This is a genomic window from Pseudomonas sp. AU12215 (assembly GCF_001675465.2).
In the GTDB taxonomy this organism is placed as follows: domain Bacteria; phylum Pseudomonadota; class Gammaproteobacteria; order Pseudomonadales; family Pseudomonadaceae; genus Pseudomonas; species Pseudomonas nitroreducens.
Window position 1 is genome coordinate 51,516 of the sequence record NZ_MACM02000160.1, and the last position, 19,432, is coordinate 70,947.

Sequence of the window (19,432 nt, forward strand, 5' to 3'; positions counted from 1 at the left end):
CCATGCGCCGCAGATCACTCCACAACCTAAAGGTCGCGACCGTTCAACAAGAAGATACTCACGGCTGTGGTGTTGCATGCCTGGCAATGATTGCTGCCACGAACTACCCCATAGCCAGAAACACCTTCCAGCGCCTGGGATTTGGGGTAAAGAGAGGAAACAAACCCGCTTTCTCGAGCAATTTCTCCGAGTTAATGAGCGGACTTAGGGAGCACGGCATTAGCTGTGAGATGAAGCGTTGGCGGGGCTGGGAGCACCACCCAGAGGATAGCCTTTGCATCTTGAAGGTTGCCAATGGGAGAAAGAACTCTTGGCATTGGGTGGTCACAGAGCCCCATTCCGAGTTTCAGGTAGTGATCCATGATCCTGATATTGCGCAATTGAGCTACATGAAGCCCCCGGCCGGAGAATCAGGCTGGCCCTTCGACGCGTTCGAGCCATTTGGATACTTCATCCGGATCCTGCCCGGTTAGCACCGGATAAGGGCGCCAATAGGGCGCCCCTTTTCGATCCGAGTCTCCATCATGCATCAATCAGTTTTTCAGGAGACCCACATGGCCCGCCGCCGCAAAACATCCTTTCTCGATGATCTGCTGAATATTGCTATCAAGATCCCGCTCTGGGCGAATCTGATCATCGCTGGCGTAACGTTTGCGACTCTTCGCTTCTTCGGGGGCGAGGAGTTCCCCGTGATGAAAACCTTCGATGCTGGTCACCTGGCCGACACGCTTGCTATTCATTTTGCAACCATCGCGGCACATATAGGCCAGTTCATCATTCCACCAATCTTCATCCTGGGAGGCGTGATTGGCTGGATCCAAAGAAAAGCACGCGCTCGTAGGTTCAACAAGATCGGCTCCGCTCCCCTAACTGGTCAGGCCATTAGAAACCTCAGCTGGGAGCAGTTCGAGCAGATGGTAGGAGAGGCCTTTCGCAGGCGCGGATATTCCGTCTCGGAAACCGCGAAAGGTGCTGACGGGGGCATCGACCTCGTGATGCACAAAGGCGGCGAGTTGTTTCTCGTACAGTGCAAACAATGGAAAGCTCTGAAAGTCAGTGTGCAGGTGGTGCGAGAACTCTATGGCGTGATGTCCGCCAGAGGCGCAGCAGGTGGTTTTGTAGTCACGTCAGGGAATTTCACAGCAGATGCTGTTCGATTCGCCAAAGGCACCAGCATGGAGCTTATTGACGGCTCCGCACTCGCCCAGATGTTTAAGGCTTCGCCCTCAGGTCAGACTGTGGCACACGATAGTATCCCCCTACCCGTCCCTCAATCCCCTCTTGATTCGCCGGCCAGCGCGACCGCCGCTCTCAATGTGCCGAACACGCCGATCTCGATTTATGACGCTGCAAAACTGGTCACCTGCCCAAGGTGCACCGGTGTTATGACGCCTCGGTTCGGTAAGGGGCAAAATGGGGGGATCAAGGACAGGGTGTTCTTTGGCTGCACCTCATTCCCCAAGTGCCGAGGCACCCGAAGAATTGACGAGCTTCCACGCCATGTGACCGTAGAATCTAACTTGCAAATCTGAGCGCCAGTGGAGAATGGCAGGCTTGGTTCATCGCTCAGTACTCGAATGCTGAGCGAAAGTTTCAACGAATGTGAGTGGCCAGCCAAGGCGGCTGAAGGAGTCTGAAATGCATGCCATCGTAACCGACATCCAGCACAGCGCAGACCAGCGACTGCCTAAGATGTCCAGCCCGCTGCAGGGAACGCCCCTGCAGCTTTACTGGGTCGGTGACAGTGACATCTATGCAGCTCGAAGCGCAGAAGAAGCCTTCGAATTGCACATTGCCCATTTTGGTGAAGAGGCCCGCAAAGACTTTTCTGCAGCAGATGTCACTCAGGTTGATGAGGTATCCCTGGACTCCACGTATCGCTATGAGGATGGCAAGCCGGCCCCTTCCCTTCGCGAAATCCGAGCTCATATTACTGAGCCCGGACCGGTCCCACTTCTGTAATCGCCGTTTGCTACTGCACGCGCCCTTTCACGGACACCGATTCAGACTCACGGGATTTGATCCTCATTGGCAGATAAATCACCGGGGCATCATTCACCGGGCGCACGGTAACAGCCACAAGCGCAGTGGAAGACCACTCGCCACCTTGATCCTTGGCGCGATAGCCAACTGACACGCTTCCACTCCAGTTGAGAAATGGTTTGACAGCGAGCTGGTCGCCTTCAATGGAAACATCGACAGCTCCCCCTGGAAGACCGACCAACTCGTACTCGAAGGATTGGGCACTATCAATATCCGTCGCCAGCAAAGTAACGACTCCGCGGGTGTCCTCATCAATCACCAGGGACAGTGGCATCGCAACTGGCGGGTCATTGACCGGGCTCACCGTGATGTTGACGGTGGCGACATTGGACCAAGCACCAGAATCGTCCCTGGCCCTGTACGTCAGACTCGTGTCACCTGACCAGTCCTGGGGAGGCGTGTACGAGAGCTGTGCACCAGAAATGCTGACACTGCCTACTACTGGTTGGGCCACTAACTCATAAGTAAACGTTGAGCTATCGACATCGATTGCGCTCAAGAGAAGCACAGCCTGGCTGTCTTCCATCAAGCTCAGCACACGATTCACGACTGTTGGAGGGTCGTTTATAGCTCTGACCGTGATCGTCAACACGGCAGGAGTAGACCAAGCTCCGCTGTTGTCCTGGGCCCTATAGGTCAGCGAGGTTGTGCCATTCCAGTTCGCGGCCGGGGTGAAAATCAACGATCCGCCTGATATGACCGCCGAGCCATATGCAGGGTTTGGCGCAGTCACGATCTGAAAGATTGTCGGTATCGGTGAATCGATATCAGTTGCCCCGAGTGCAACGCTTCCTACAGCGTCCTCATCGACCGTCAGGCTGAGTGGAAGTGCTATCGGGGGATCGTTGACTGGCGTAATGGTGATAGTCACCGTCGCAACGTTTGATACCACGCCCTTGCTATCGGTGGCCTGGTAGGTCAGTGACGTGGTTCCGTTCCAGTTCGCTTTGGGGGTAAATGTCAGTGTCGCGCCACTGATCACCGCCGAACCGGCCGATGCGCTTGGAGATGAGACGATCCGGAACGAATGGTAATCGCCGGCGTCTGGGTCAGAGGCAGTGAGCGTTATGGAAGCTGAGGTGTCTTCCTGTGCAGTGAGCCCAACATTGCCGACTGAAGGAGGCTGATTAGAAGACTCGCGGCATACGTAGAAGGTCGCGTTCGTAGCAACACTATCCTCGGTCTCGCCGACATAGTCCCCCATCGTGTACGTGTGACCGCCAGCTTGGACTGAGGTCTGTTGACCGCTCCCCAGGTAGACGTTCACACCGTCCCACCAAATGATCGTCCTTTCGCCCAAGCTGCCATTGTAGAAAACTGTCCAACCTAAAAAGGTGTACGGGGCGGTTCCGTTGTATCTGCACTCTGTAGCCGCCATCGACTGCAATGGCATGGCTAGCGCTGACAGCACGAGTGAAAGTAAAACCGACAGCTTCATCAACCTGCCAAGCAGGTGCAGCCCTAAAAATCCCACAGGAAGACCCTCATTATATGTTAATGAGAATCATACGCGCATGCATTACGACTACAGGTCAATCAGCTCCCTTTCAGGGACATGATGAGAAAAAATCCTCCAGATTCCGCATCGAACTAGCTGTTTCTTCGCTCGAAGAATCTTCGACCTATTTTCCCCAGCCCACAAATACCATCGGCTAGAAAGCCAGGTCCTAGCGACCTAGGAAGTCGAGAAAGCTGAAAAGGCCAAAAGCCAAGTGGCATAAATGCCATTGAAAAATGCTATACGTGCCAGATTCCTGCCAGGCGTACCTTGTGGTGCCATTTTTTCGTCCCTGAACCTGGGGCGAACTGCCCCCTTTGCTTAGGACCCTTCGGCTATTTCTATCTTGCCCATCAAATGACGCGTGTCAGGCGAGGCAGATAGTGCAAAACCCTGAAGGGGACCTTAAAGATATGGCATTAGCTACCTGGTGGCGGTATCCAGCAACCGCCCTGCGAAGTGCAAGACTCACTGGCAAATCTAATCTCCAACATGGCCACACCAAAGAAGCCGGCCGCCTGCACTTGCGCGTGCACCTCAAAGCTTTCCTTAATTACGTGATGTTATTACCTACGGTATTTCTGCTGTTGGGCCTAGTCGCACAAGTTGCTCGAGGCGCCACCACGGTAGAGCCCACCTACCTCAGTGTGACCTTTGCCGATGGCAGTACTACGGCAAACGTTCGCCCAGGGGAAACGATCTCGGTGGTTGTGAAGTATCAGGAAAACGTCGCCGGCAAGCTCATTCGTGGCTTTACGACCATGGGTTGGTCGCAGTCCTCGAGCATTACTGTAAGTGGGACTACGAACCAGATTTTCGAGTCAGACACGAACTCACTGACGCCGGTCATGCCTCATGACTGCCGCATCAACACAAACAGCCCCTGCACCAACTTCTCTTCAGTAAACACGTACACCGGGACATTCGTTATCGACCGCGACATGATGACGAAAGAAATGCAGATTCTTGACTGGAACACGTTCCAGATGATCACTGTCCCGCCTCAACCAATCCCCTATGGTGAACACCAGATAATTGTCTCACCAGGCATCGGCTGTAACGCTTTGGGCGCCGCCCCGCCTGGGTCCCTGATTCAGCCATGTGCTGTCGAAATCAACCTCACAAAGTACCTCACAGTAAACATCCTCCCCGACAACACTGCCCCGATCGTGAGCGATAGATCTGCAACCACTCTGGAGGATACTCAGGTCGCCATTCCTCTGAGCGTGATAGATCCAGACGTAGGGGATTTCGCAAGCTACACGATTGTCACCGCGCCGGACGCCCAACACGGATCGGCAGTGATCGCAGGGAACCAGCTCATTTTTAAACCCCGTCAGGACTGGAATGGGGTAACCAGCCTCACCTACAGGGCGACAGACTCCAGGGGAGCTACGTCAAACATTGCGACCGTCACGATCACCGTGACACCGGTCAACGACCCGCCAGTAGCCCACGACAAATCCCTAACTATCGACGAAGACACTTCGGGATCTGTAACGCTGTCGGCGACAGACATCGACTCGCCCAGTCCGTCTGTCTTTCAAATCGTGTCCCCACCGAACGCAGCACATGGCTCCGCATCAATCGTAGGAAGTACTCTGACCTTCACGCCTGTGGAGAACTGGAATGGCACAACGAGCTTGACCTACCGAGCCCAAGACAGCAGTGGAGCCTGGTCGGCACCGGCAACAGTCTCGATCACTGTTCGCCCAGTCAATGACGCCCCAGCCGTAAGCGCCAGGAACCTGATCACGCCCGAAGATACTTCGGCGACGCTGACCCTTACTGCGGCCGACGTCGACAGCTCCGTCTTTATATTTGAAATCGTCAGCCCCCCAGCCAATGGCGTCGCCAGCGTCTCTGGCTCCACCCTGACGTTCACACCAGCATCTGATTGGAATGGGGTTACGAGCTTAACGTATAGGGCCAAGGATGATGCAGGGGCCTGGTCTAACGTGGCTACCATCACCATTACTGTGAGTCCGGTAAATGACCCGCCAGTAGCACAACCCCTTACTCTTGAAATCGATGAGGACTCTCCGGGTTCTGTGCCCCTGCAAGCTACCGACATCGACAGCGTCCAAACATTTTCCTTCGAGATCGTGGGTAACGCAGCAACAGATGCCGGCGTGGCACAGGTCCAGGGCAATCAACTCAATTTCACACCAGCTGCGAACTGGAATGGATCTACGACGCTAAGCTACCGTGCTCGTGATGTTGAGGGCGCCTGGTCGCTGCCCGCTCAGGTAACGGTAAAAGTGCGCCCTATTAATGATGAGCCAACCCCAGCCACGGCGATTCACATAACAACACTGGAAAGCAAGCCGAAAACCCAGAATGTAAAGGTTTCAAACTAGTCAGTTATCCGCCCTTGCGTCTTAGATTGTGGCGGATCACAGACATCCAGTAGCGTGGCAAGCAAAATAAAGAGGGGGCAAAGCCCCCCTCTTTATCACTAGATCAACCCAACTATTCCTCTTCCTTACCCCCGCCCTTCTTGGCAAGCTTGTCCACATGCCCTGTCAGAACTTTTAAGTGAGCACTGTGCTCTCCCGATGGCACGATCTGAAGCTTAGAAATACCGGCTATGTATCCACGGAAGAGCTGGTCGATTGTCTTGCCGTATTCACGATGCATAGTAGCCTCGTGGTATCTGACATAAAATTCACGACTGTGGTGGTGATCGCCTAAACTGCTGTCATCGTGCGCATATTCGTGAATGAGGAGATTCACTAACTTCGCTGGACTACCACTCCTGTCTTTCTCCCGGATAGCACCCTGCCGCAGACTACGCCGACGTGTATTGACCCCTCTGACACCCTTCAAAAGACGCCTATGGATAGCGATATATGAAGCCCCGTCAGTCCAGCCTTCCATGCAGTCGGACACTCCTGCAACCAGTCTTCGGGCTCGGCCGCCATTGCTCATTACGAGCATAGCTACTGATTTATTTATATCCCTTAGCTCATTTAAAACTAGCCTTTCCTCAGAATCTAGATCGTCGTCAGAGAGGAGATTCGATGTGCTACTCAACTCCCGAACATAATCATCGAACGGGTGAAAGGAAATATCTCGACTCCATCCCAATCGCTCCCGGAGTCTAGCAATTACTGCGACTGTATTTTTCTCTGTGACGTCCGCCTTTGCCCGATGCAACAGAAGCGGCATAACCACGGTCGCCATCCCGCTGTTTTGTACCTGCTCAGCAATGGCCATGTGCTCACCATCAAAGAGTGTATATCGCTGGGCCCTTAGATAATCGTTCGGCGCTTTAACCTCGCCAAATACATCAGGAATGAACTTTGCCTTGCAAATGCTGCCCAGCGTCTCACTGCTAAAAACTCTATCTGTGAAAATCAGATCTTTAAGAAGCGCTGCTGCCTCTGTATCAGTAAGCTTCTTGAGCTTGCCCATTTGCAATTCAAATCGCTCAGCCATGACCTTCCGTACGTGCTGCCAGGTGTCGCATTGATGCTCGATAATGCTATTGCGCGCCAGGTTAATGCGAAGGGGTTTCTTTGTAGTCACAACACCGCCGGCACCGAATTTTCGGGCGGGAATTGCACAAACAAACACACCTTGGTTGTATATGCTTAACACCTGCTCCTCACGGGAAAACTTATACCAAGCATATTCATCCTCGATGTTCCACTTGCCGGCCGCAGGTGGCTCATTCGCATCTATTCCGTTCACTGTAATCGGAACCGCGACAAACCTAATCATTTCCTTGAAGCATGAATCATAGTCGCCGAGATATCGATAATTACACTCAACGATCCCCGCAAGAATTTCCGCATCAATCAGATGCTTTTTCCCTGGATAAATCGTACCACTGATAGTACATCCCGGATGAGACACCTCATGCTCTATCAGGTGATACCCGAAGGTTTCTTCATTCTCCAAGTCAACGTGCATTTCGAAGTACCCGCTTCTCCAGACAGTCTTTGCATAAGACATGACTTGGCCGCGGCCGATCCGAAAGCGCCCATATACAGCATCTCCCTCGACATGTGGGGTGCCAAATGATTCGAAGAACTGCTCAATCTCTTCACGCGATCTAAAGCCACGCCCATTATCCGATATCTGGAACGTACCCTCTTTGGGGTCAGCGGCTATGCAAACGCTGGTTGCACCAGCATCAACAGCGTTCATCACCAGTTCAGCGAATGCCTTGCTGAGTGACCCTGCCTGCTCATTGATTAAAGTTTTAATTACTGCGGGATGAATTGTGAACTGGCGACGCTCGCCACTAACCGATTCAATGCTACTCATTGACAAACTCACTTTCAGAAGTTGATCACGCAAGACTTTTGCTTTGAAAGCTCTATCGCTTGATGAAGTGCCTTGGGGAACTCAGCGACAGGAACCCATAAGTCTTGCGGCTTTCTTGGTCTTTTTCCCCAGCTCGCTACCAGAAGATCTTCTTGAGGAATATAAGTAGCTTTGAAGGTTGCGAAGTGACCGTCATCCTCGATAACTCCGACAACAATTGGGTAGGGAGCCTCACCTGGTGGAGCTCCAGTGTTGAACTGGTGAATAAGAGCGCCAGTCCCCACTTCAAGCCCACCGTCGTACATAAGTTCGACATTCTCAATTCCAAGCGCGGACGCCGCCTGGCGAGAGCGCTTTGCACGGTCCGAATACAGGAAAAGCAAGTCAAGAGAACGCGCAAATCGCTTCAGTAGTGTCAGCCTGCGAGATGCACCGACGTGACGGCCATTGTTCATAGATGTACTCCACAAGGATCCACCACATGGAGTATCCCGGCCCGTGCCCTTGCGTTGGAGGTGATCCGTCCCTCGTTTAGGTGCAGAAGACTTTCTGGCTGATCAAAAGCAACCATGCCGTGAATGTGCCGCCCCTACTGCTGCCCAGAAGAGGGTGCAGATCGAAGGCCTGCATCGTTACGGCATGCGCAAGAATTGCCAGTGAACAGATGTTTACCACCACTGCTTTGCGGGGAAATTTATGACCAGCGGAACTGCGAAAGGCCGGGCCAGGCGACTGGCTACAACGGGCTCAACCTTTGGGTCACTCGCCATCGCGGCGGCTCTACTGATTTCAATGCTGATGGTGCCGTTGACCGGCCTCGCTGACGGGGGGACCGTCCAAGTCAAATGCTATAACCTCAAGTTCGCATCTTGTCCTGCCGGCCAAACCGGCTATCAAATCTGGAACTTCGAAGGACGGGTAGCCAACCAGCAAGAGGCTGGATACTGTTCCAGGCTAAAGGCGCCCGGTCAAAATTCCACGTACAACACCTGGACAAAGATCGGCGACACCTGCGTTGCCGCAAACACAGCCCCAACCGCATACGCTCTTTCTTTCAGCACGAATGAAGATACCACCGGCAGCTTTCCGCTTTCGGTGTACGACCCAGACGCAGGCGACAGCCACACGTTTGTCCTTCTCTCTCAGCCCGCGCCTGCGGCTGGATCGGCATACATTTCTGGGAGCACTCTGATCTTCACACCTAAGCCAAACTGGTATGGCACAGCCTCTCTTACCTATCAGGCGACCGATAGCCAGGGCGCTGTTTCCAATTCCGCAGTGATTACCATCACTGTTAACCCAGTAAACGATGCGCCTGTCGCCGCAGACATGAGTCTCACCCTGGATGAAGACTCTTATGGAAGCGTGGTGCTGCAAGCTACTGACATTGACTCTCCGGCACCGACCATTTTCCAGATTATTTCAGCCCCGAATCCTGCTTACGGGACTGTGACCCTAAGCGGCGCAACGCTAGCTTTCACTCCCGCGGCGAACTGGTATGGAACCACTACTCTCACCTACCGGGCCCAAGACAGCGCTGGCGCATGGTCGGCACCGGCAACGGTCACCGTGGTAGTTCGCCCTGTCAACGACCCACCTGTTGTTGCGAACCGGAGCCTTTCCACTCTCGAAGATACTCCTGCAACCCTTACCCTGAGTGCGAGTGATATCGACAGCAGCTCCTTCACGTTTGAGGTTATTGGACAGCCCGCAAACGGGAGCGCCTCCATAACCGGCTCTGCCCTCACCTTCACGCCCGCGCCGAACTGGTCTGGTTCTACTTCAATCACATACCGGGCAAAAGACGACGCTGGAGCCTGGTCAAACAGTGCGACCATCAGCATCACCGTAACCCCAGTGAATGACGCCCCCGTTGCCCAGCCAAGAAATTTGACCATCGACGAAGATGTGCCTGGAGAAGTTCTCCTAATCGCAACTGATATAGATAGCGTCCAGGTTTTCACCTTCGCCCTGGAAAAACAGGCCCAAAGCGATCACGGGACAGCGTTCGTTGAAGGCGACAAGCTCCGCTTTGAGCCGGCCCCTGATTGGCACGGCACGTCGACAGTCACCTACAGGGCGCGGGATGTGGAGGGAGCCTGGTCAGAGCAGGCCTCTGTGATTATCACCGTCAGGCCGGTGAATGACACGCCAGTGTCCAAAAACGCAATGCGCCTTCAAGGAATCGAAAGTGTTCACTCAGCTGCCACTGGCAAAGTAGTACGCAACTGATAGGCACCAGCGCTGCAGGAGGTCTACAACTCCTGCAGCGATCTGTCCCAGACTGGGACTAGCATAATTCGACGAGAGCCAAGAAATTGGCTAGGAGCTCCCTTTCCTGCTAAAAGCCTAGCCGTCCTTGTAGTAGGAACTTTAGATGGCCAAGCAACGCGTAATTCAACTCGATGAGCCTGCAGTTTTAGCGCTGTGCCCCAGTTGCCAGGGCACCGGGCTTTTTTGCATTGAACGCTTTATGAGCAGCGACGATCGTGTACACCTTGATGAGCTCCGCCAGTCCGGATTCAAAATCCTGAGCAAGCCTCTCAACCAAGTGGGCAATACCGATGACTGTCGCTGTCAAAAGCCCAGGGGCCAGGCACCACAGAAACCTACGGGTAAGCCCCTCCTCACCCTCAAAAGAAAGCCCCTTGATTGAGCCGTATTCGCTAGCCGGCGAGCACTGATGCCTCTTCCAGGTACAGGCCCGCATCACTTCGTTTCAAGCCCAGCGCCAGCAACGCATGACTCGTTTCCCAGTCAACACCACCAAATGGTCCAGAGCTGCCCTGGTTCGAAATGATACACGCGGCCTGAACGACATCCACGTAATCGAGCTGTTCCGATCTTCTGCTTAGGTCAGAGAAGCTGCTAGGAACATCCGCCAACTGAGCCGGGAAATCCCATTGGGCAAGAATCCTGTGCCCTATAACTGGGTGGACATGGTTGATGACGTAGTCAAGCTCAGCAGGGCTTACGCGGAGGCTGTGCTTATCGATATAGGTGAGGATCGGAAGCACACCTATCATGTGGACTAGCCCTGCCAGAATCGCTTGGTCAGCACTCAAGTCTGACCGTCGCTTACAAATAGCATGGCAAACACCGGCCACAACCAGGCTCTTACGCCAGACCTCTCGTAGCTTCTTGTCGAGCGCTTTCGACTTGCTACGGAACATCTGCTCCATTGCCAGGCCAACGGCAAGATTGCTGGTATAGATAACGCCCAAACGGCCGATTGCGGCTTGTAGGTCAGTTATCTCCCAGCCCGAACGCAGCAGCGGGCTATTCACCACCTTTAGCATCCTAGCGGTGAGCGCAGTGTCCGTCCCAATAACCCCCGCAAGCCGGGCTATCGTGACATCGGGCAGCTCTGCCGCCTCTCTGACTTTTAGCGCTACTTCCGGCAAGGTGGGCAGCGCAACCTCGTCGTCCTCCACGGCCTTCAGTAAAGCTCGCAGAGTCTGTTCCGAGACGTCATCCAAGGACAATGGCAGGCTCTTTATTTGAGCCCCATAGCCCTCCCCTACTGGGCTGAGGTTGTGCTTCCTCGACACGATTCTATTCCTTGATGCAAGGTTAAGCGCACAGGGGAACACCCTACACACCAGCCAATGAATCTCAGGCTGCTAGCTATGGCCGCACACACGATCCAGAAGCAGCCAAAGTACCCCTTTCTTCGATGCAGCTTGCATTGTCCCTTATTTTAAGAATCTGCAACCGACTGCTCAGCACTTTTCTTAAGAATTTCGCCTATTGACGGGCGAGATCGTTAACTGAGACGGCCCAATCCACCCAGGTTCGGGGCCGGATCTCACGTTGCAGAAAACCCAGACCAGAGATAATCGACCAGAATGTTGGGGTGCAAAAAGGGTAATTTTATGGCCGGACGGGCAGTTACAGAGTTGGATTTTCGCAAACCTGAGTACCGAGACGCCAAGGTCGAGGACTATGAATTTCGTGCGGATGGAGCACTTGTTCGGAAGGACAGGTGGGAGGTGGGCATCCGCACAATCTGCGGCCTTGTTGGCATGAGTGGTCGCGATTTCGAGATCCCTGACGTAGTCAGCAAGGTGGAGCAGCTCGCGACGGATCAGGAGGGGTGGATGGCCATCGAAGATATTGAGGACGCAGATGACTATCCACCGGAAAGCGTTCCGGTGAGCATTCAACTGTCAGACTCTAGCATTCTGAAGGGGGCTTTCTATTCCCCTTCGCAAAATGCCTGGCTGTGGCGGGGGCAGAGCTTCAGAGAAGAAGTGTCCGCGTGGAAGGAAGAAACCGGTAGCGCACACCGAGAAGGTCTTTCGGCGTGATGAAGGATCACGGCCGATGAAGGCGACAGACTAGAAGGCCTGTCGCCTCCCACGCATCAAAGCTTGATCGCGCTATCGAAGTGCGGCAGCCGGTTCGACAACGAGTTTTGACGCTCGAGACGTTCCTTCGCAATCGTGGGAATGCGGAACGTCTCATGTCGCTCCAGGACGATACCGCTGGAGTTCACGGTATCGTGGAAGTCCCCTTTTCGACCGTTGTCTGAAAACACATCCATCCGAGGCTGGTGCGACGCTGGCGTGCAGTCCTTGGCAGATTCAGGCCACCTACCATGCCAGAGAACCATGCTGTCGGTAACGGTATCGAAGTCTTCATCCAGAACGTGGTATTTCACCACGTGCTGGACGACCATTTCTGCCTGTAGCGCCCAGCGAGTGATTACAGTGAAGTCCTTCACGCGTCCACCAACCTCGAAAAACAGCCCTTCTACCGCTTCCCGCCCCTGCTTTCGGCATGCCACGGTATAGAACTTGTTGGGATATGGCTTTCTACCCGCAAGGTGTTCACCGCCGCGCAACGACAAACCGAACTCGGGGATCTTGAGATCCACAAGAGAGACATCCACGGATCGGTTGTTCCTGCCGGCATAGATTTTGGGTGTGACATGGATGAGCATTGGGAAACCTCTGACAATCAATGGCAGTCATGAGGATTCCAGTAATCACATAAACCAAGCGCCCTATCTGCCCCGATAAAGGGTCACGGAAATAGGCCTTCGGATTCAGCAGACTCTTCAGCATCCATCGATACGCACGCCCCAAGCATCGCGTAGTTTGCTCTCTGGGTATTGATCCACCACACCAAGGCATCTAGCACCCAGAGCTGCATGGACCGTAGCTCACCGCCCTCCGATCGCTGCCTATCAACCTCTCTAGCTACCGCTCCCCTTATGCCGTCAGGCAGACGAATAACGCTTTTCGCCTCACCACGAATATGGTCCTCACTGAAGAACGCAACGTCCCCCATCAAGTGCGCAACCATTTCCTCGCCGAGGTACGCCACGTAGACCTTGCGAGTGACATTAGCCTTGCGACGCCCCTCAAGAGACTCCAGCACAGCGCAGATAATTTCAGAGTTGGCACTCCGGCCCTGAACCTTTCCAAGCTCAGTCATGGCCTTGAGCAGTTCGGTCGACGCCCTTATCACGAATTTATCAGCAGTCCTGGACCTGTAGATGGGTCGCTGGGGCATTGAGGCGCGAGCAGCAGCCAACGCCCGTAGTGCTATGGGGTTTAAAACCTCTCTCATCCGCCGAACCTGTGAGCCTGTGGAAAGCAGCAATTGTCGCACACGATGCGCACCGGGTTGGCTACCACAAACTTGGCTTCAATAGCGTGGCATCCCGTGCTCAAGCATTGAGCAGCTTGATTGCAGTTGAACTGGCCCCTTAGACGTCCCTAATTGCCGGTTGCATATATCACCGAGGTGGCAAAATCCTGGTCTCTATGGGAGGTGGTCAAGCCTCCAGGACCACTAAAGCAAAAAGGATGCGGTTCCATGAAGGAAACATTCAGTCGTGCACTTGGAGCATTAGATCGAGCTCGGAACGAGGTGTCGTGCCGGGTCGAAGCCACCGCGGTTGGCGCAAAGGATGCTGTCCTCAATAGGACAAACCAGATCACAGGCACTGTGGCCAAGACCTACTATGGCGTGAAGGGCACAGTGTCCTGGATGGTCGACGTGGGGATCGTCGTTGCTGCAATAGCTGCACCGGTACCGACGGCAATCGGAATCGGACTCCTGTGGGTGCTTGAGAACCAGATCAAAGCTGTCGCCGCCGATATCGATGAATCTAACCGAGACCGGGAGCAAAAGCGGAAGCTTCAGCGGGTAACATCGCTTCTGAAAAAGTATGGCCAGATTCCAGAGAGCGCATCACTCAAGACGGAGTATGTGTCGATGTGGATCAACAGCAGAACGGGCACCGTTGATGGCGAGATCCTTTCCGGCGAGTTCAAGGGTCGATTCCTGTGCGCCCTCACGGAATCGAACCTGGAGCGCCTTATCGAACACTCTAAGGATCCCGACACCAAACAGATCCTGGAGGGATATCTTTCTCTGCGCCGCGCAAATGCAGCCAATCTTGAAGGTGGCGGCGATGACTGACATTCGACTTCGGACACAAAAAGACTTGGTCGAGCTTGCCGCTCTAGCGATTGGGCTCGAAGGTCCTTTTGTTGACGATGACGATTTCCACGATCCGCGTTTTGGAATCGACATTGATCCGGTCTTTCATCGAGCCACCTGGGATCCTCGTGATAGCGACGGCGACAGCTTCCGTCTCCTGGTAGAACTTAAACTAGAGGTCCGATTTGACGATGAGCGTCACTGCTGGATTGCAACAGACCAAAACTCGATAGTGATCGAAGAAGGTGCGCAAGAAGGCGAGGAAGACTTTCGTCCAGCAGCCAGGCGTGCGGTGTGGTACGCGGCAGCAGCAATAGGACTTCAAATGCGCGATAGGCAACCACGACCTAGTGTCACCTAAGGACCTGTAAAGCTAGCCTGAACCGATCAGGCCATTTCAGTTTGGCCTGCGCATGCACCCGTAAGCCGGAGAGCCTTCTTGCCATGTCCTCGAGAGGTCGATTCGGAGCAGCATGCCAGTCGAGAAACAAAAAAAGGCGGCACAAGCTTTCGCTTGGCCGCCTTGATCACAGATATGTCAGCTGACGCCCATGGCGCCAAGAGACGTTGTCGGTTCCATCAGGTGATTACCCAATGCTTTGATAAGGTTCTCACCACCTTTCATTTGGATAACGCCCGGTTTCAACTCGACCTGGCCTCTACCGAAGGATATCTCCATATCAGCCAAAGCTGAGACTGGGATGCGGTCCGTTCTGAAGACGTCATCTGTGTGGCTAGCGATAGCTGTAAACCAAAACTCATTCTCAGAGACATTGATTTCGGGGCAATCGTACGAGGCTTCCTCAGCCCCTGAGCTCCACCCAACTAAATCACCCTTCAGCCAGTTTGCCGGGTAGTAGGTCTGAGTGACGGCATTCAGCCGATGTTGCGCTGCTACCTCAACCAGCTTGAACACCAGGGCCCTCAACTCCGGCTTAATCTCGAGAGCGAGGAAATCCGGAGAGTCAGGAATGTCGACAGGTCCACGGATCGGCGCCAGGAGAACCTCACGAGGAGGATTACCCTGTGCGAGATTCCGCGCAAGCTCACTGCGTCCCAGAGGCTCTTCTCCATCGGCGCCGCAGTCATCCGCATGGAATTGACAGACCGGCACCATGAAAATGGGCCCACCCTCTTCATCTGCAACAGGGACCAGCTTGGCCGCAGGGGCAAATGAGATAGGGGCAGAACGCAGACAGAATTTGCAGCAGTAGTCCAGGTTGATTGAAATGCTAGTCATGATACAGCTCCAGTAAATGGGGCCGCCCCATCAGGGGTGGCCCTGATGGGGTTTGAAAGGATGGCCAACAGATCTCTCTGCTGGCCTATTTTGTGGCTATCGATCAGCCCAGGATTTGCTCCTGCACCGCACGACAGAACTCAGGGTCAATCCCATTGCCGCCGGCATCGAGCGCCGTTAGCTGGAAGTCACTTACGTAAACCTCCTGGCCGTTTACCTCTTGAATGTTTTCACTATCGCCACCCTCGCAGTCCTCATCCAGGATGAGAACCCGTACAGGGCGATCGCTTCGAACACTGTTCACCACGCCGCCGTTGATCTCCAGCACCACAGTTCCCATATCGCACTCTTCGACTGAGCTGGACAGTTTCAGCTGAGGGATGAGGTCGCCCAAGTCGCTTGGCACCACATCGAACTCCTGCTTCCACATTTCAATGTCGCCCAGCACAACCAGGTCATCAGAGTCGTCACCAGTCTCATTGTCCTCGAGATACAGGACCTTCACCGCGTGGCTGGCCTGCACCAGGATTTCATCGTTACTGGTGCTTCGAACAATGACCAGAGGCTTTGCGCAAGGATCGGCCACTGCAAAGTTAATGCTTTGGCACAGTTTCTCAATGCCCCACTCATCCATGCTGATGTCATCGTCACCATTGGTAGCGATGTCGTGGATGTGATCCGAGCGATTAGCCGGGTCACCCATCCCCATCTCCTGGTAGAGCCGCAGAGCAGCGAGGATTGTGTTGCGGACCGTGCCTTCAGGGACATAGATGTCACCAAGACGAGACTTCGTCTCACCGGCTGGGTCGGAGTCCGCCGCATTAACGTGCAGCGACCAGCCGTCCTGAGCCAGGGTGTAGCGAGTCTCGAAGTTTGCCGGAACGTCCTGAATCAGATCGACCGGAATGCTGTTGGCATGAGCCAGCGGCATACCGACGTCGGAGGTGAAGAAACGAGCCACAGCGTCACGTAGATCGACGGCCGTGACAGAGGTCTTCAACTCAACAGCCGAGTTCTTGAACAGGCAGATAAAGGGTTTTTTAGCTTGCATGGTTTTGCTCCAAGTAGAGCGGAACCATGGCCCCTACAAGGGGCCATGAAGCCCCGCGGGGGTAATGTCATGTGCTGGAAACCCCAGCTGGCTTTCTCTGGCAGCCACATGGCCGACAGAAGAATCTTCTTAAGAAATCCGTCTTTCGTAAGAAGACTCGAGGTGGGAAGCCCCACCTCTTGTCCGTATCAATAAGCCTCGCCTTGCACGCAGAACACGCAAGGGAAGGAAGCTACTGCGTCGCAAGCATCCTCGAGGATGCCGACATCCACCAGACCGTTGAAAGTTGGCATTGCACCTTCATCGCTCATGTAGAGCCATTTGCACTCTCGTGTGTACACGACGTGGGTCACCTCGGGGAAAATGCTCCGCACATGGTCAAGGGCGCGGACAACAGCTGCCGGCACCATCGCAGATTCACCACGAGTATTTTCACTACCTGACATATTCAGCTCCAGAACTGAGACGGAGCCAGCCCTTACGGGATGGCCCCGCAAGGGTTTAGGTTGATCGCGTTAGCGAGTCGTTTCTTGAAACTGCTCGATAGCTCGGAGGAGCTCAGGGCAGCGGATTCTCCATACCGGCGCCGACGTGTAGCCAGCCGGTTCTTGTTTGCCTGTTTCGTCAAACTTGCCGCTGGCTAAGATCATCTGCAGGAAGTCACTGGGAAGGTCCCAGGCTTTAATGCAAATTTCATCTTCCTCCAGGACCGCATCGAGAATGTTGACAGACAGGGTGCAGAACGGAGCCCCCTCGTCGTCATACACCTGAATTGCAGGGCGACCATTTCCGTAAAGGCCCACTTCAAGCTTGTAGTCCATATTTCAGCTCCAGACACTGGCTGCCTTACCCCTTGCAGGAGCAAGGCCCTGCCAGGGTTTGATTTAAAGGGAAGCCAATGCCGTGCCGAGTGCATCACGCTGATCATCTGTCAGAAGACCATCTACAACGAAAGCCCATGCAGCTGGACGATCGTTACAAATCTCGCTTTGGTCAGGGACACAGAACTCCACCCCAGGGAAGCGTGGTGTGATCTCTGCGAGTGCCGTTTTGAGGTAAGCAACAACCTCCTCCGCTGGCCGAAGCTTGTTATTGCTTGCGCACTCCGGGTCGCTCTCAGAATTTTCATGTCCATCGCTTTCCAGCGAAGTCATTTCGAGTTCGAAAAGGATCCCAAACCGCCCATCCTTGCGGACGACGAACGTCTCTTCTGCCCACATTTGCTGAATCAGTCTTTCGAGCAGCGGCTGGTTGAATTCCAGTAGCTCAAGAGGTTTGTTTTCGGCGTTGTAGTAGTTGATCTCACCCCAGCGATCAGTGAGGTTTTGCGAAATTCGCCATTCCTCCCATTCAACATCACTAGCGATCGAACGGACTTTCGCAACGGGGTCAGGTACATCGCGAGGAGCTTTCACCATTAGCATGGTGTCAATGGGATAACCGACGACGTCGATATCCTCGTAGCTCACCGCTACGCAGTTTTCGGTTTCCTTTTCCACCGACGAAACAATGCCATATGCATAAGCAGCATGCGGACTGCCCGACAGATGGGGACAAGACGCCAGGTCGACGCGATTGCCGACAACAAGCGCAGTGACTTGAGTGGAGATGAGTTGGTTTTGCATGGTACGACTCCGAGTTGACAGAGCCGCACCCCTATCAGGGGCAAGGCCCTGGTAGGGATAGTGAGGTGCTGGAATCCAGCTAGTAGATCAGCTTGAGCATTCAAGCTGAAAACACGTCAATACTGCCCGATCGGCAAAACCAAGGCAATCTCGACTAGCCAAATGGCTATTTGCCCCCATTTGAGGGACGGTTAGACCATTGCAGTTTGCCACCATCTGGGAGAATTCCCTGGCTTGAGCCGTAGGCCTGGCCAGAACGTTTTGGTTTACACCTAGAGGGAGCTTCAAAGTTGGACCAACTCTCGCAAACCCCACCGGAAACCCTGCCCCTTAAAGTATTCATCGTGGCCGACCATGAGTGGTACGCGGCACACTCGGCTGCACACGCCTTGGAGCTACATCACGCCCTTTCTGGTGAGATCGATGAAAGCCTCACAGTCGAGTTCGACGTATCGGAAGCGTCTGAAACGCAGCTGGATACACCCTGGGCAAATGAGGAGCAACCTGGCATTGCGATCGGGACGGCCAGAGAGTGGTTAGCCTCTAAAACAGAGCCTGGCTGGCTCACTGGTACGGAGTGATAGCCAATGCCCGACTCAAGAAAGAATTTGGCGGCAGAGCTTGTAGGTCTCATGCCTGCTAGCGACGATCGACGGATGTGGCGGGAGCATTACGCAACTGTTTTCGAACAGATGGCCGAGCATGACGATCTCACTATTCTTACCGATGCCAAGCTAGCTGAAGAGGCGGTTCAACACTTCTACATTTTCGCCTCACGATACCCAGACCTCTTTGGCACCACGTCTCCAGAAAGTGATTTCAAAGAGATCGTCAACGCTCTTTCGGGGCTAGAGCATGGCGCTCGCCGTGAGATGTTCCGAGAGATCGCAAGGGCGCTACGGCAAGACGGAAAAGCTACATGAAAAAGCGAAATTTCTACCCGCGGCAGGTCCTGCAAAAGCTCGACGGGAAAGAGACCGATTCCCTGTCGGAGTCTCAAGTGCATGCCCTGAGATTTTTCATGCTTCGGGCCCGAAAGTACGACGTCATGATCTCCTTGCTGCAGGATTCCCCCTTCATGCCTGACGATGAATCCAGAATCGATGTCGCTGGACTAAGTCTGCAAACCCTGACGCCACGCCTTCGCGTGTTTGTCCGTCCTCCGATCAGACTCGCGACGCTGGACGTCCCTTGCGCCTTCCCGTTAGAGAACGGGCTCCAGAGCCATTCAATTGATTTCTGAA

23 protein-coding genes are annotated in these 19,432 nt (G+C 54.1%); 12 read left to right on the forward strand and 11 right to left on the reverse strand.

The window, feature by feature from the left end; genetic code table 11:
- Window positions 1-2: 2 nt before the first annotated feature.
- The 3 genes from A9513_RS25005 (at window position 3) to A9513_RS25015 (ending at window position 1,962) form a co-directional block, all read left to right on the forward strand.
- Window positions 3-473 carry a cysteine peptidase family C39 domain-containing protein gene (locus A9513_RS25005; RefSeq protein ID WP_083196211.1) on the forward strand — a complete coding sequence of 157 codons (471 nt, stop codon included), beginning with the start codon at window positions 3-5 and terminating at the stop codon, window positions 471-473.
- Between the two features lie 81 nt (window positions 474-554).
- Window positions 555-1,532, forward strand: a complete 978-nt coding sequence (locus A9513_RS25010; RefSeq protein WP_065085852.1) for a restriction endonuclease — start codon at window positions 555-557, stop codon at window positions 1,530-1,532.
- A gap of 106 nt (window positions 1,533-1,638) precedes the next feature.
- Window positions 1,639-1,962 carry a hypothetical protein gene (locus A9513_RS25015; RefSeq protein WP_065085853.1) on the forward strand — a complete coding sequence of 108 codons (324 nt, stop codon included), beginning with the start codon at window positions 1,639-1,641 and terminating at the stop codon, window positions 1,960-1,962.
- 10 nt (window positions 1,963-1,972) lie between these two features.
- On the opposite strand, the gene A9513_RS25020 is transcribed toward A9513_RS25015, so the two are convergent.
- Window positions 1,973-3,481, reverse strand: coding sequence for an Ig-like domain-containing protein (locus A9513_RS25020; RefSeq protein WP_141678516.1), 1,509 nt, complete (start codon window positions 3,479-3,481; stop codon window positions 1,973-1,975).
- Between the two features lie 443 nt (window positions 3,482-3,924).
- Here A9513_RS25020 and A9513_RS25025 point away from each other — a divergent pair, with 443 nt between their 5' ends.
- Window positions 3,925-5,901 carry an Ig-like domain-containing protein gene (locus tag A9513_RS25025; RefSeq protein ID WP_141678517.1) on the forward strand — a complete coding sequence of 659 codons (1,977 nt, stop codon included), beginning with the start codon at window positions 3,925-3,927 and terminating at the stop codon, window positions 5,899-5,901.
- Between the two features lie 112 nt (window positions 5,902-6,013).
- Here the strand turns inward: A9513_RS25025 and A9513_RS25030 are convergent, their stop codons facing one another.
- Window positions 6,014-7,816: an ATP-binding protein gene (locus A9513_RS25030; RefSeq protein WP_065085856.1), complete on the reverse strand. Its 1,803-nt coding sequence runs from the start codon at window positions 7,814-7,816 to the stop codon at window positions 6,014-6,016.
- Window positions 7,817-7,830: 14 nt separating this feature from the next.
- Complete coding sequence (locus A9513_RS35810; protein WP_141678518.1) at window positions 7,831-8,271, reverse strand: hypothetical protein; 441 nt, start codon at window positions 8,269-8,271, stop codon at window positions 7,831-7,833.
- 343 nt (window positions 8,272-8,614) lie between these two features.
- Between A9513_RS35810 and A9513_RS25040 the strand changes: the two genes are divergently transcribed.
- Both A9513_RS25040 and A9513_RS35815 read left to right on the forward strand, forming a co-directional pair.
- Entirely contained in the window at window positions 8,615-10,048 is a 1,434-nt protein-coding gene (locus A9513_RS25040) for an Ig-like domain-containing protein (protein WP_176707282.1), read from the forward strand.
- Window positions 10,049-10,193: 145 nt separating this feature from the next.
- Window positions 10,194-10,472: a hypothetical protein gene (locus A9513_RS35815; protein ID WP_141678519.1), complete on the forward strand. Its 279-nt coding sequence runs from the start codon at window positions 10,194-10,196 to the stop codon at window positions 10,470-10,472.
- 10 nt (window positions 10,473-10,482) lie between these two features.
- On the opposite strand, the gene A9513_RS25050 is transcribed toward A9513_RS35815, so the two are convergent.
- Window positions 10,483-11,367 (reverse strand): HDOD domain-containing protein, encoded by an 885-nt coding sequence (locus A9513_RS25050; protein ID WP_176707283.1) that lies wholly within the window; start codon window positions 11,365-11,367, stop codon window positions 10,483-10,485.
- A 324-nt stretch (window positions 11,368-11,691) separates the two neighbouring features.
- On the opposite strand from A9513_RS25050, the gene A9513_RS36345 reads away from it, so the two are divergent.
- The gene (locus A9513_RS36345; RefSeq protein WP_065085860.1) at window positions 11,692-12,126 is read left to right on the forward strand and encodes a hypothetical protein; all 435 of its coding nucleotides are present in this window, start codon (window positions 11,692-11,694) and stop codon (window positions 12,124-12,126) included.
- A 56-nt stretch (window positions 12,127-12,182) separates the two neighbouring features.
- Here A9513_RS36345 and A9513_RS25060 read toward each other — a convergent pair whose 3' ends face one another.
- Entirely contained in the window at window positions 12,183-12,761 is a 579-nt protein-coding gene (locus tag A9513_RS25060; RefSeq protein WP_065085861.1) for a DUF6012 family protein, read from the reverse strand.
- 83 nt (window positions 12,762-12,844) lie between these two features.
- Window positions 12,845-13,393: an Arc family DNA-binding protein gene (locus A9513_RS25065; RefSeq protein WP_065085862.1), complete on the reverse strand. Its 549-nt coding sequence runs from the start codon at window positions 13,391-13,393 to the stop codon at window positions 12,845-12,847.
- 249 nt (window positions 13,394-13,642) lie between these two features.
- On the opposite strand from A9513_RS25065, the gene A9513_RS25070 reads away from it, so the two are divergent.
- Window positions 13,643-14,251, forward strand: coding sequence for a hypothetical protein (locus tag A9513_RS25070; protein ID WP_065085863.1), 609 nt, complete (start codon window positions 13,643-13,645; stop codon window positions 14,249-14,251).
- Window positions 14,244-14,633: a hypothetical protein gene (locus A9513_RS35820; RefSeq protein ID WP_141678520.1), complete on the forward strand. Its 390-nt coding sequence runs from the start codon at window positions 14,244-14,246 to the stop codon at window positions 14,631-14,633. The genes A9513_RS25070 and A9513_RS35820 overlap by 8 nt, the downstream gene beginning before the upstream one ends.
- Before the next feature lie 177 nt (window positions 14,634-14,810).
- Here the strand turns inward: A9513_RS35820 and A9513_RS25075 are convergent, their stop codons facing one another.
- The 5 genes from A9513_RS25075 to A9513_RS25095 all read right to left on the reverse strand — a co-directional run bounded on the left by A9513_RS25075 (window position 14,811) and on the right by A9513_RS25095 (window position 18,188).
- Window positions 14,811-15,512 carry a hypothetical protein gene (locus A9513_RS25075; RefSeq protein WP_065085864.1) on the reverse strand — a complete coding sequence of 234 codons (702 nt, stop codon included), beginning with the start codon at window positions 15,510-15,512 and terminating at the stop codon, window positions 14,811-14,813.
- Between the two features lie 103 nt (window positions 15,513-15,615).
- Window positions 15,616-16,563 carry a hypothetical protein gene (locus A9513_RS25080; RefSeq protein ID WP_065085865.1) on the reverse strand — a complete coding sequence of 316 codons (948 nt, stop codon included), beginning with the start codon at window positions 16,561-16,563 and terminating at the stop codon, window positions 15,616-15,618.
- 188 nt (window positions 16,564-16,751) lie between these two features.
- Window positions 16,752-17,009, reverse strand: a complete 258-nt coding sequence (locus A9513_RS25085) for a hypothetical protein (protein WP_065327864.1) — start codon at window positions 17,007-17,009, stop codon at window positions 16,752-16,754.
- Window positions 17,010-17,078: 69 nt separating this feature from the next.
- On the reverse strand, window positions 17,079-17,384 hold the full coding sequence (locus A9513_RS25090) for a hypothetical protein (protein ID WP_065085867.1): 306 nt from the start codon (window positions 17,382-17,384) through the stop codon (window positions 17,079-17,081).
- A 63-nt stretch (window positions 17,385-17,447) separates the two neighbouring features.
- Window positions 17,448-18,188, reverse strand: coding sequence for a hypothetical protein (locus A9513_RS25095; RefSeq protein WP_065327865.1), 741 nt, complete (start codon window positions 18,186-18,188; stop codon window positions 17,448-17,450).
- A 290-nt stretch (window positions 18,189-18,478) separates the two neighbouring features.
- Between A9513_RS25095 and A9513_RS25100 the strand changes: the two genes are divergently transcribed.
- Genes A9513_RS25100 through A9513_RS25110 form a run of 3 tightly spaced genes read left to right on the forward strand, consistent with a single transcriptional unit; the run spans window position 18,479 to window position 19,431 of the window.
- On the forward strand, window positions 18,479-18,769 hold the full coding sequence (locus A9513_RS25100; protein ID WP_065085869.1) for a hypothetical protein: 291 nt from the start codon (window positions 18,479-18,481) through the stop codon (window positions 18,767-18,769).
- A gap of 6 nt (window positions 18,770-18,775) precedes the next feature.
- The gene (locus tag A9513_RS25105) at window positions 18,776-19,111 is read left to right on the forward strand and encodes a hypothetical protein (RefSeq protein ID WP_065085870.1); all 336 of its coding nucleotides are present in this window, start codon (window positions 18,776-18,778) and stop codon (window positions 19,109-19,111) included.
- The gene (locus A9513_RS25110) at window positions 19,108-19,431 is read left to right on the forward strand and encodes a hypothetical protein (protein WP_065085871.1); all 324 of its coding nucleotides are present in this window, start codon (window positions 19,108-19,110) and stop codon (window positions 19,429-19,431) included. Before A9513_RS25105 ends, A9513_RS25110 begins: the two co-directional genes overlap by 4 nt.
- Window position 19,432 lies beyond the last annotated feature (1 nt).